14 protein-coding genes and 1 pseudogene are annotated in these 9,992 nt (G+C 70.2%); 8 read left to right on the forward strand and 7 right to left on the reverse strand.

Features of this window, described 5'->3' with window-relative positions; genetic code table 11:
* Window positions 1-15: 15 nt before the first annotated feature.
* Both FV226_RS05810 and FV226_RS05815 read right to left on the reverse strand, forming a co-directional pair.
* Entirely contained in the window at window positions 16-1,467 is a 1,452-nt protein-coding gene (locus FV226_RS05810) for a diguanylate cyclase (protein WP_147752564.1), read from the reverse strand.
* A gap of 224 nt (window positions 1,468-1,691) precedes the next feature.
* Complete coding sequence (locus FV226_RS05815) at window positions 1,692-2,144, reverse strand: BLUF domain-containing protein (RefSeq protein WP_147752565.1); 453 nt, start codon at window positions 2,142-2,144, stop codon at window positions 1,692-1,694.
* Between the two features lie 203 nt (window positions 2,145-2,347).
* Between FV226_RS05815 and FV226_RS05820 the strand changes: the two genes are divergently transcribed.
* Both FV226_RS05820 and FV226_RS05825 read left to right on the forward strand, forming a co-directional pair.
* Window positions 2,348-2,671, forward strand: coding sequence for a hypothetical protein (locus FV226_RS05820; protein WP_147762149.1), 324 nt, complete (start codon window positions 2,348-2,350; stop codon window positions 2,669-2,671).
* A gap of 213 nt (window positions 2,672-2,884) precedes the next feature.
* Window positions 2,885-3,418 (forward strand): cytochrome b, encoded by a 534-nt coding sequence (locus tag FV226_RS05825; RefSeq protein ID WP_147762150.1) that lies wholly within the window; start codon window positions 2,885-2,887, stop codon window positions 3,416-3,418.
* A gap of 16 nt (window positions 3,419-3,434) precedes the next feature.
* Here the strand turns inward: FV226_RS05825 and FV226_RS05830 are convergent, their stop codons facing one another.
* The 3 genes from FV226_RS05830 to FV226_RS05840 form a co-directional block, all read right to left on the reverse strand.
* Window positions 3,435-3,974 carry a metal-dependent phosphohydrolase gene (locus FV226_RS05830; protein WP_147762151.1) on the reverse strand — a complete coding sequence of 180 codons (540 nt, stop codon included), beginning with the start codon at window positions 3,972-3,974 and terminating at the stop codon, window positions 3,435-3,437.
* Between the two features lie 135 nt (window positions 3,975-4,109).
* The gene (locus FV226_RS05835; protein ID WP_147762152.1) at window positions 4,110-4,430 is read right to left on the reverse strand and encodes a hypothetical protein; all 321 of its coding nucleotides are present in this window, start codon (window positions 4,428-4,430) and stop codon (window positions 4,110-4,112) included.
* A 99-nt stretch (window positions 4,431-4,529) separates the two neighbouring features.
* Window positions 4,530-5,147 (reverse strand): TetR/AcrR family transcriptional regulator, encoded by a 618-nt coding sequence (locus FV226_RS05840; protein WP_187277261.1) that lies wholly within the window; start codon window positions 5,145-5,147, stop codon window positions 4,530-4,532.
* Between the two features lie 136 nt (window positions 5,148-5,283).
* Between FV226_RS05840 and FV226_RS28905 the strand changes: the two are divergent.
* A pseudogene (locus tag FV226_RS28905) lies at window positions 5,284-5,682 on the forward strand (aldehyde dehydrogenase family protein); the annotation flags it as partial.
* 334 nt (window positions 5,683-6,016) lie between these two features.
* Here FV226_RS28905 and FV226_RS28910 read toward each other — a convergent pair.
* Window positions 6,017-6,469 carry a hypothetical protein gene (locus FV226_RS28910; RefSeq protein ID WP_281406025.1) on the reverse strand — a complete coding sequence of 151 codons (453 nt, stop codon included), beginning with the start codon at window positions 6,467-6,469 and terminating at the stop codon, window positions 6,017-6,019.
* Here FV226_RS28910 and FV226_RS28915 point away from each other — a divergent pair.
* The 5 genes from FV226_RS28915 to holA all read left to right on the forward strand — a co-directional run bounded on the left by FV226_RS28915 (window position 6,350) and on the right by holA (window position 9,343).
* Window positions 6,350-6,667: an aldehyde dehydrogenase family protein gene (locus FV226_RS28915; RefSeq protein WP_281406024.1), complete on the forward strand. Its 318-nt coding sequence runs from the start codon at window positions 6,350-6,352 to the stop codon at window positions 6,665-6,667. The two genes, FV226_RS28910 and FV226_RS28915, sit on opposite strands and share 120 nt — an antisense overlap.
* A 33-nt stretch (window positions 6,668-6,700) precedes the next feature.
* Window positions 6,701-7,222, forward strand: coding sequence for an SDR family NAD(P)-dependent oxidoreductase (locus FV226_RS28500; protein ID WP_246685374.1), 522 nt, complete (start codon window positions 6,701-6,703; stop codon window positions 7,220-7,222).
* 59 nt (window positions 7,223-7,281) lie between these two features.
* Entirely contained in the window at window positions 7,282-7,623 is a 342-nt protein-coding gene (locus tag FV226_RS28505; RefSeq protein ID WP_246685375.1) for a hypothetical protein, read from the forward strand.
* Between the two features lie 75 nt (window positions 7,624-7,698).
* Window positions 7,699-8,259 carry an LPS assembly lipoprotein LptE gene (gene lptE, locus FV226_RS05855; protein WP_147762154.1) on the forward strand — a complete coding sequence of 187 codons (561 nt, stop codon included), beginning with the start codon at window positions 7,699-7,701 and terminating at the stop codon, window positions 8,257-8,259.
* Between the two features lie 55 nt (window positions 8,260-8,314).
* On the forward strand, window positions 8,315-9,343 hold the full coding sequence (gene holA / locus FV226_RS05860; protein ID WP_147762155.1) for a DNA polymerase III subunit delta: 1,029 nt from the start codon (window positions 8,315-8,317) through the stop codon (window positions 9,341-9,343).
* 340 nt (window positions 9,344-9,683) lie between these two features.
* On the opposite strand, the gene FV226_RS05865 is transcribed toward holA, so the two are convergent.
* Complete coding sequence (locus FV226_RS05865) at window positions 9,684-9,935, reverse strand: hypothetical protein (RefSeq protein WP_147752572.1); 252 nt, start codon at window positions 9,933-9,935, stop codon at window positions 9,684-9,686.
* Window positions 9,936-9,992 lie beyond the last annotated feature (57 nt).

Raw genomic sequence — 9,992 nt, forward strand, 5'->3', positions numbered from 1 at the left:
AGACTAGGACCGCGCTCAGGCGACCTGCCGCGAATCCGGCTTCACCCGATACGTCTGCGCCGTGCCCTTCCGCGTGCGCTTGGCCGCGTAGAGCGCCGCGTCGGCGTGGCGCAGGACGGCGTCGCGGTCGTGCGACGCTTCGCTGGACCACGCGATGCCGACCGTTCCCGTCACGCGGGCGATGTGGCCCTGTCCGTCCACGACGATCTCGAGGTCGTGCAGGAGGCGCCGCACCATCCGGTCCAGGTCCGCGCGAGCGAGGTTCTGGGGGACGACGACGGCGAATTCGTCGCCACCCAGGCGCGCCGGAAAATACCGCTCGTAGCCGGCTTTGCGCAGGCGCTCGGCGACGCGGCGCAGCACCGCGTCGCCCGCCGCGTGCCCGAGGGCGTCGTTCACGCCCTTGAAGCCGTCGAGATCGATCAGGAGGACGCCGACGTCGCCGTCGGCGGCCCGCGCCTCGTGCAGCCGCGCATCGAGGACGCGGTGGAACTCGGCCCTGTTGGCCAGCTGCGTCAGGTCGTCGGTGCGGGCCTGGTGGCGGAGCCGCGTCTCCAGCCCGTGCCGCTCGGTGATGTTCTGGATCAAGCCGATGAGGGCGGCGGGCTTGCCCTTGGCCAGCTCGATCTCGCAGGAGCATCGCACGCGCCGGATGTTTCCCTTGGCGGTCACGAGGTCGGCCTCGAGCTCGAACGGCTCGCCGGTATCCAGGGTGCGCATCACCGCGGCCCTGAACGCCGTGCGATCGGGCTCGGGGAAGGCGTCCATGCCGTCGCCGTCCGGCTCGGCGCCGCCGACGGGCAGCTCGTGGATGGCGAAGACGCCGTCCGACCAGGACAGGGACCGCTTCTCGATGTCGTAGCGGTACGATCCCATGTCGGCCATGCGCTCGGCCCGTTTGAACTGGCGACGCTCGCGTTCCAGGCGTTCGACCGCCATCCGGTGCTCATCGGCCACCTCCGCGGCGCGGACGGCGAGGGTCCGGGCTTCGATCAGGGCTTCGGCGACGCAGGCCAGCTCGGTGAGGATGTCGAGGTCGGCAGGCGTCGGCGCGCGGGGCTGCTCGTCGAGGACGCAGAGCGTCCCGACCGTGACCCTTTCGCCGTCGGGGCGCCGGACGCGGACCGGGACGCCGGCGTAGTAGCGGATGTGCGGTGCGCGCGTGACGAACAGGCTCGTCGCGAAGCGCGGGTCGAGGGTGGTGTCGGCGACGATCAGTGGCGCTTCGGTCTCGAACACGATGGGACAGAACGCCTGGGCCCGCTGGGTCTCGGCCGCCAGGGGTCCGCAGCGCGCCTTGAACCACTGCCGCTCCGGGGCGACTAGGGTGATCGAGGACATGCCGGTTCCGAGCATGCGTTGGGCGAGCTTGGCGAGGGCGTCGAACTCGCGCTCGGGCGGCGTGTCGAGGAGGTCGATTTCGGCGAGCGCCTGTTGGCGCAACGCCTCACGCTGTGTGTCCGACATAAGTCCCCTGAAGCCCATGCGCAGCCCCGCTCGGGCGGGGGTGCCGTCCCGTGGGATACGACGACAGGTTTAATCGAGCGTGACGTTACGCAACGTCCCATCGAATTCGGCGATGCCGGAGGCGCCGCCGCACCGGCAGCGTTCGTCGCGATGCCTGTTCGGCCCACCGCAAGGCTTCCGGCCTCGACGGCGCGCGGGCCGCCCCGAGCGGGTGCCCGTCGCCTTCAGCTCGCGAGGCGCATCCCTTGACGCCGCGCCTGGTCGAACGCCTGAAGGTCGAGCGCCAACGCGATGATCTGGCTGCTCTTGAGACGGGCCGGCTCGATCGCGCTTCCGACCCCGTGCTGCAGGTAGACCTCCTCCACCTCCGGTGTCCGCATCGCGCCGCCCATCGTCCAGTTCGGGAACGAGCGCGTCGAGACGTTGCGGGCATCCGCGACGGTCGCACCGGTGTGCCGAGGGTCCCGCGCGATCCGGTTGTAGGTTTCGCCGACCTGCGCGCGATCCCCCTCGAGGATCTGGATGAACCAAGTCTTGTCGAAGATCAGGAAGCCGGTGATCCCGTCACGGCAGTTGTTGCGTTGCGAGGCCGAGACGATGTCGCGAAGGTTCGTCAGCATGGCGCGGTCGCCGCCCGGAACGGTGTTGCGGCTATAGTAAATGAGCTGGTGGATCATCACACTCTCGACTTCGACGGCGTCTATCTCAGTCCCCGGCGCAGACATCCTCGCGTCGGTTCGTATGCATAATGCAGCCGGCCGGGTTTGGTTGTGTTTGGATTGGGCAACGCTCTCGACGGGGATAACAAACCGCTAACGTTGATGCGGTTCATAAATCCTTCCTTCATTCGAACGCACCGCAGACCCTCCGGACTTCTTCAATGACCGCGATGGGCCGGCATGGGCATTTGCCGGAGCGATGGAGCGACCGCCGCAAACCGGGCCTGTGCCCGTGCCTGGTTCACCAATCCGGATCGATGATCCGGGTCCGGGACCGCGGGCGCGCTTTCGGTCTCGGCAGCGATGGCGTGGAGGCCGACATCCTCGACGCGCGAACCGGCGACGAGGCGAAAGCTTCGGCCGCGATCGCAGCCGGCTTCGGACCGGTCGTTCGACGGCAGAGCCTGGAAATGGAAAAGCCCCGTTCGGTTGCAACCGGAGCGGGGCTTCCCAATGACGAGGGGACGGCGTGCATCCCCTCGTGATCCATGCGTGGCCCAGGATCGTTAACGAATGGTTACCGGTCTCGGAGGCCGACAGACGTCGGCATCGCGACACGCCATCCCGTGCCTGCGCGCGTGATCGATGGTACGGCGTTTCGCCGCCTCGACCGCAGAGCCGCGGATGCGGTCTCATGCGTGCATCGCCTTCGCGAAGCCGGACCGTCCGGGGCGACGCACGGGTCGGAAGGATCTGAGATGGCGCGGTGGCTCGACACACCGGAGCGGTATGGGCCCGTCAGCCGTGGATTCCATTGGCTCATGGCGGCGCTCTTCGCGTGGCAGTTCACAGGCGCCCTGCTCTATGTCGGCATCGGCGACACGGCGCTGACGCGCTTCGTCGGGAGCAGCCACTTCACCTTGGGCTTCACCCTGTTCGTCCTCGTGCTGCTGCGTGGCGCTTGGGGGTTGGCGAATCTGCGTCGGCGCCCGCCGCATCCGGGCCGGGCCGGGCGGGCGGCGGTGGCGGGCCATGCGCTGATCTACGCGCTGATGGTGATCGTGCCAGGAATCTCGCTGCTGCGTCAGTACGGGTCCGGCAAGGGGTTCTCCCCCTACGGCATCCCGCTGATGCCGGTTCGCGACGAGAAGATCGCCTGGATGATGATCCCGGGCGACCTGTTCCACTATTGGCTCGGCTTCGTCCTCATGGCGGTCGTCCTCGGCCACGTCGTCATGTCGGTGCTGCACCGCGTGTTGTGGAAGGAAGACGTCCTGGCGCGGATGGCGTGACCGGGACGCCGGGGCCTCAGGCTCGTCCGCGATCCTGCCAGCCCTTCGCGCGGGCGGCCGCGCGCAGCGACGCCGTCGACGGCTCGTACTTCGCCAGGAGCCGGGCCCGGGTCGCCGCGTCCAGCTTGGCCAAGCGGTCCGGGTCGGCGTTGTCCTCGTTGTCGGAGAGCTTCACGAGGATGGCGGGCAGCGAGGCATGCGCGACGATGCCCGCGATGAAGTCGGGATACGGCGTCTCCGCAAGGTTCGACAGCGTGGTGACGCCGTGCACGACCCGCTCGGAGAAGCCCTCGGCCAAGAGGTGGTCGCCGTCGTAGGGCGTGTCCTCGATCACGTCGTGGAGCCAGGCGATCTGAAGCAGCTCGCACACGGTCTCGCCCGAGAGGATGCCGGGGAGGCCGGCGAGCTTCGCGCTGGCTCGGCCGACGACGCGCACGAGGTGGGTGACGTAGGGATCGCCCGCCTTGTCCGTCTGCGTGTCGTGAACGGCGCGGGCGAACGCTTCGGCGTCGCTCGCCGTCCTGCGTAGGGGGCGAAGGAGGAGGGGCCTGGTCATGGCGCCAACCCTACAAGCTTCGCGTCGAGGCTGGCTACGACGAGCGATGGCGACGATCGCACGGCCGTGACGGCGCTCGCCGAGCGCCGTCGGCATCGTATCGCGTGCCGAACGCATCTCGGCGATCGGCCGGCGTCAGGTTCGACGCACGCCGTACCGCTCGGCGAGATCGAGAAGGTGATGGCCGTGGATGGTGCGGTCCGCCCGGTTCACGACGACGGCCAGGAACAGGTCTCCGACATCCGTCCCGATCAGCACCTGATCGAACCGGCCGGCCGCGTCGCGGTAGACGCTGGTCACGTCGAGGATCTCCGTGGCGCGTCCCAGCGGCAGCGCGATCGCGTCGACGTAGGGCCAGACATCGACGACCGCCTCCGCGGTCGCCGTCATGTTCCGCATCGGAGCGGAAAAGCAGGTGGCGAATTCGTCGGCGGAGAGGAGGCGGGTCGCGGCCATCACCTGTTCACGCCTCGCGTCTCGGTGCGGCCCTGACCCTGCCACGTCCGAGCGAAGCGTGACCCGCGCCCTCCGCCCGCCCAACCCGCCGGCGACCGGTCACGAGCGGCTCGCGTTCGCGCGGACGCCGACCATGAAAGTCGCGGTGAAGGTCGTCACGACCTCGAACGGATCGATCGGGCCGCCATGCCCCTCGATCCGGTCGTCGAGCAGCAGGGTGGCGATCCCGTGCACCATCGACCACAGCGCCAGCGTCTCGGCGACGGCGGGCTCGGGCACGCCGGCCGTCAGCACCCCGGCCCGCACCATCGCGAACACCCCGTCGGCCGCCGCCTTCAGCTCGACGTACTGGGGCTTGGCGAGGTCCTTGCCCATCATCAGCCGGAACACCGCCGGCTCCGCCAGGGCGAAGCGCAGGTACATGTGACCGATCGCGGTCACGCGCGCGGTCGGATCCTCCGGAGCGATGGCCTCCTCGTAGAGCGCGCCGAGCCGCTGGAATCCGCCCGCCGCGATCTCGGCCAGCAGCGCCTCCCGGTTCGGGAAATGCCGGTAGGGCGCATTGTGCGAGACGCCCAGCGCCCGCGCCACCTCGCGCAACCCGACCTCGGCGATGCCGCGCTCGACCAGGATGCGCTCGGCCTCGACGCGCAGCGCCGTCTTTAGGTCGCCGTGGTGATAGGCCGAGCCTTTTCCCAGTCCCCGCCGTTCCGCCATCCGCATCGGTCCCGAAATAGTCCGCCACTCATGTTGACGCCGCCAACTTACCCCATATGTTGGCGCCATCAACATGACGACACCAAAGACCGACCCGGCGTAGAACTCAACCCCTCCCGGTGCCGCAGCGGAGGCCGGACGTCCGATCGCCGCGCAGAAGGCGGCGTTCCTCCTCGACATGAACCCGCCGCGCTCGATCCGCGTCGACCGGCTGAACCGCATTGAGGCGATGCTGAACCAGCACGGCGCCGCGTTCGCCGCCGCGATCTCGGCGGACTTCGGCACCGGTCCGGACCTCGTCACGGTCATGGCCGAGATCACCCCGGTGATCGCCGCGGTGCGGCACGCGCGCAAACGCCTCGCGCGCTGGTCGAAGCCCCGCAGCATCGGCGTCGAGATGGCGTGGCGTCCCGGCACCGCGAAGGTGATCCCCCAGCGGCTCAGCGTCGTCGGCATCATCGCGCCCTGGAACTACCCGCTCCAGCTCGCCCTCGCCCCCTCGTCGCGGCGCTCGCCGCCGGCAACCGCGCCCTGATCAAGCCGTCCGAGCTGACGCCCCGCCTGAGCGCTCTGCTCAAGGCCAAGGTCGCCGAGTACTTCGACGCCGACGAGGTCGCGGTCGTGACGGGCGGCGCCGAGGTCGCCAGCGCCTTCTCGGCGCTCCCCTTCGACCACCTGCTGTTCACCGGCTCGACGCCGGTCGGCCGCAAGGTCGCCGAGGCGGCCGCGCGCAACCTGACGCCGGTGACGCTGGAGCTGGGCGGCAAGTCGCCGACGATCATCGATCCGTCGGCCGACCTGACGAAGACCGCCGAGCGCCTGACCTTCTCGAAGTTCCTCAACGCCGGCCAGACTTGCATCGCGCCCGACTACGCGCTGATGCCGTGCGCCATCCAGGCCGGTTTCGTCGAGACCATGAAGGCGGCGATCGCCATGCAATACCCCACGGTCGCGGGCAACGCCGACGACAACACCATCGTCAGCGACCGCCACGCCGACCGCCTGCGCGGCCCGATCGAGGACGCCCGCATCAAGGGCGCGACGGTGGTCACCGTCGGGTCGGCGGGCGACGACCGACGCACCATCGCCCCGACGCTGATCCTCGACGCGACGCCCGCGATCGCGGTGACGCAGGAGGAGATCTTCGGGCCGATCCTGCCCCCATCGTCACCGCCGACACCCTGGAGGCGGCGCTGGCCTTCATCCACGCGCGCGACCGGCCGCTGGCGCTCTACTGGTTCGGCAACGACCGCGCCAAGCAGAAGACGGTGCTCGCCCAGACGATCTCCGGCGGCGTCTGCATCAACGACGCGATGGTCCACTACCTCCAGGAGAAGCTGCCCTTCGGCCGCGTCGGCGCCTCCGGCATGGGCCACTACCACGGCGAGTATGGCTTCAAGACCTTCTCCAAGGAGAAGCCGGTCTTCGTGCAGTCGCGCTTCTCCGGCGCCTCGATGGTCTACCCGCCCTTCACCGGCTTCTCGCGCAGGTTCGTCAACGTCCTGCGGAAGATGGCCTGATCGATCTCGAAACACCCGACGAGGAGAGACGCAATGAAGGCCTACCTGACGAAGTGGGTGCCGCCCCGCGACGACTTCCTGCCCACCATCACCGAGCATGAGAAGGCGCTGTTCCAGCAGCACGGCGAATGGCAGGCGGACTTGCGCGAGCAGCGCCTGATCGTCGCCCACGGCCCGGTGATCGACCCGGCGGGTAGCTACGGCGTGGCGCTGTGGGAGATCGCCGACGACGCCGACATCGCGGCGCTCACGGCCGACCTCACCGACGCCTCGGCCCTCGAGGCGGTCGCCGAACGCCTTCGGACTGGCGCCGCGATCGACATCCTGGTGAACAACGCGGGCTCGACCCTGCCCGGAGGCGTCGTCGGGGCCGACCTCGCGGCGATGGACCGCCTGCTCAGGCTCAACGTCACGGCTCCGACGATGCTGGCTTCGGTCGCCGCCACCGGCATGGCCGCGCGCGGCGCGGGCGCCATCGTCAACATCGCCTCGGCCCTGGCCTTCATCCCGGACCTGTTCCCGGCATCTATTCCGCGACCAAGTCCTACCTGCTGACCTTCTCGCGCGGCCTGGCCGCCGAGGTCGGCCCGCGGGGCGTCTACGTCCAGGCCGTGGTGCCGGCCGCCACCCGGACGGAGCTGTGGGAGCATGCCGGCGCCGACGTGAACCGGATTCCCGGCGTCATGGACGTCGACGCCCTGGTCGACGCCGCCCTGGTCGGGTTCGACCGCAAGGAAGAGGTGACGATCCCAGCGATCCACGACCTGTCGGCCTGGGAGGCGCTGGAGCGCGCCCGCGGCGTGCTGGCGTCTGGCTTCCAACAATCCGAGCCGGCGCCCGCTACCGCCCCTGACGAATGCCCGCCCGAAACCCGTCGGCGGCTCCGGCCGTCGACATCCCGGGCCGAAGGCCCATCCAACTCCCGCCGCAGACGAATCGTAAGGGAACCGTCGTAGGGTCGTGGCGCCGGGCCGTTCGCTCGCGCTAAAGAACTCGAGACGGTGGCGGACGGTGGCGGGCTGATGAGGCGGATGGCGGACACAACGATCGGGACCGCGGCGGCACGCGCCGCGATGCGGGCGGCCCGGCTCGCCTGCGTCGCGGGCTTGGCGCTGAACCTCTCGGCCTGCTTCCGCCCGCTCTACGGGCCGACGGCGTCGGGCGAATCGCTGCCAGCGCTGCTCGCCGGCATCCAGGTCGACGACATCGCGATGGCGCGCGACCAGGAGCGCATCGGGCACTACCTGCGAAGCGAGCTGATCTTCGCGCTCGACGGCTCCGGCCAGCCCGGGCCGAAGCGCTACCGGCTCAAGCTCCAGGGCAGCGAGTCGGTGCAGACGCCGATCGTCTCGACCACCACGGGCCGCGCCGAGGCCGGCACCATCGTCGGCGTGGTCAAGTACAGCCTGGAAAACCTCGACGGCACCAAGATCATCACCGAGGGCGTGGCGACCTCGACGGCCACCTACGACCGCTCGGTGCAGCGCTTCGCCTCCCTGCGCGCCGCCCGCGACGCCGAGATCCGCCTCGCCTCGGTCCTCGCCGACCAGATCAAGACCCGCCTCGCCTCGGTGCTCTCGGCCAAGCCGTGAAGTCGCTTCAGTCGGAGCGCTCCGCCCGGACGCCTCGGCGCACCGGAGACCTCGCGTGACCGCGGTCAAGGCCGGTGAGATCGAGGGGCTGCTGCGGCGCGGGCCGGACCCGCGCACGCCCGTGATCCTGCTGTTCGGCCCCGATACCGGGCTCGTCGCCGAGCGCGCCAAGCAGCTCGCCGAGGGCTTCGTCACCGATCCGGGCGACCCGTTCGCGCTGGTGCGGATCGACGGCGACGCACTCGCCGGCGATCCCGGCCGGCTGGTCGACGAGGCCGGCACCGTCGGGCTGTTCGGCGACAAGCGCGCGATCTGGGTGCGGCCGACGAGCCGCCCGATCGCGCCCGCGGTCGAGGCGCTGCTCAAGGGCGAGATCCATGGCACGCGCATCGTGATCGAGGCCGGCGACCTGGCCAAGGCCGCCCCCTTGCGCACCCTGTGCGAGAAGTCGGCCAAGGCGCTGGCGATCCCGTGCTACGCCGACGACGCCCGCGCGATCGCCGACCTGATCGACCGCACCCTGGAGGGACGCGGCCTGCGCATCGACCGCGACGCCCGCACGCTGCTGGCCGAGAGCTTGGGCGGCGACCGCCGGGCGAGCCTCGCCGAGATCGAGAAGCTCGCGCTCTATGCAGCCGAAAAAGGAAGCGTCGGCCTCGACGACGTCGAGGCGGTGGTGAGCGACGTCGCCGGCAGCCAGCTCAACACCCTGATCGACGCCGCCTTCGCGGGCCAGGGCGACGTGGTGGAGCGCGACATCCGCCGCTTCCGGCACGAGGGCCTCGATCCGTCGGCGATGCTCGGCTCCGGCCTGCGCCACGCCCTGCAGCTGCTCGCCGTCCGAATCGAGGGGGGCGACAAGGCGCCGAGCCTGGTGGTCGCGAGTTGGCGCGGCCTGCACTTCAAGCGCAAGGGCAGCATCGAGACCCAGCTCGCCCGCTGGAGCCCGAACGCCCTTCGCCAGGCGGTGCAGATCATCCAGGAGGCGATCCTGGCCTGCCGCCGCTCCGATCCGGGGCTGGCCCACGCCCACGCCTCCTCCGCTCTGCTGCGGATCGCGACGCAGGCGGCGCGGCGGCGCTAGAACATCTTCAAGCGCGGTGGACGTCGGCTCGCGTGATGAGAATGCGACCCCACAGCCATCGGCCGACGGCGTGCGCACGAGGCCGGTCAAGCGCGCCGCTCTTCCCTCTCCCCTGTGCGGGTGAGGGGATGCACATCGCCGTGGCGACCAACTCGGGGCACCCCGCAGTCGATTCGGCTACCGCGACCCGGCGGCCCATCACGGCGCACGTGAGCGTGGCAGCCGGTCCAGTCCGAGGCCTCCGGCCACCACGAGGGCCGGCACCACCAGGCACTTCACGTCTTCGATCGTCTCGGCCACCGGTCATCTCCGATCTCACCGCTCAGCGAGTCTCGGGAAGTCAGTGCCTGACCTTCGTCTCGCGCTTGTAGCGCGTGATCGCCGACGCGCAGTCGGGGGAGAGCTTCTTCAGGTTGGCGCGGAAGCAGGCCTCGACCGCCGGGCCGCCGGGCGGATGCTCGCTGCAATGCTCGAGGTAGTCGCCGGTGCAGTTCAGCTTCAGCACCTCGCGCAGGGGGTTCGTCTGCGCGAGCCCGGCGCCGGGAAGCGCGAACAGGCCGGCGGCGAGGAGGGCGGTGCGGAGGCGGGGCATGGGATGTCCGTAGAAGCCAAGGGTCTGCGCCGTCCGCGGTGGCGATCGAAGACGGCC

It is taken from the genome of Methylobacterium sp. WL12, from assembly GCF_008039475.1.
Taxonomy (GTDB): Bacteria; Pseudomonadota; Alphaproteobacteria; order Rhizobiales; family Beijerinckiaceae; genus Methylobacterium; species Methylobacterium cerastii.

Excerpts from the sequence above, each read along its gene's own strand:
- FV226_RS05810 (WP_147752564.1), bottom strand. The coding sequence starts at position 1,467 with ATGTCGGACACACAGCGTGAGGCGTTGCGCCAACAGGCGCTCGCCGAA.
- FV226_RS05815 (WP_147752565.1), bottom strand. The coding sequence starts at position 2,144 with ATGATCCACCAGCTCATTTACTATAGCCGCAACACCGTTCCGGGCGGC.
- FV226_RS05820 (WP_147762149.1), top strand. The coding sequence starts at position 2,348 with ATGACCGCGATGGGCCGGCATGGGCATTTGCCGGAGCGATGGAGCGAC.
- FV226_RS05825 (WP_147762150.1), top strand. The coding sequence starts at position 2,885 with ATGGCGCGGTGGCTCGACACACCGGAGCGGTATGGGCCCGTCAGCCGT.
- FV226_RS05830 (WP_147762151.1), bottom strand. The coding sequence starts at position 3,974 with ATGACCAGGCCCCTCCTCCTTCGCCCCCTACGCAGGACGGCGAGCGAC.
- FV226_RS05835 (WP_147762152.1), bottom strand. The coding sequence starts at position 4,430 with ATGGCCGCGACCCGCCTCCTCTCCGCCGACGAATTCGCCACCTGCTTT.
- FV226_RS05840 (WP_187277261.1), bottom strand. The coding sequence starts at position 5,147 with ATGGCGGAACGGCGGGGACTGGGAAAAGGCTCGGCCTATCACCACGGC.
- FV226_RS28500 (WP_246685374.1), top strand. The coding sequence starts at position 6,701 with ATGAAGGCCTACCTGACGAAGTGGGTGCCGCCCCGCGACGACTTCCTG.
- lptE (WP_147762154.1), top strand. The coding sequence starts at position 7,699 with ATGGCGGACACAACGATCGGGACCGCGGCGGCACGCGCCGCGATGCGG.
- FV226_RS05865 (WP_147752572.1), bottom strand. The coding sequence starts at position 9,935 with ATGCCCCGCCTCCGCACCGCCCTCCTCGCCGCCGGCCTGTTCGCGCTT.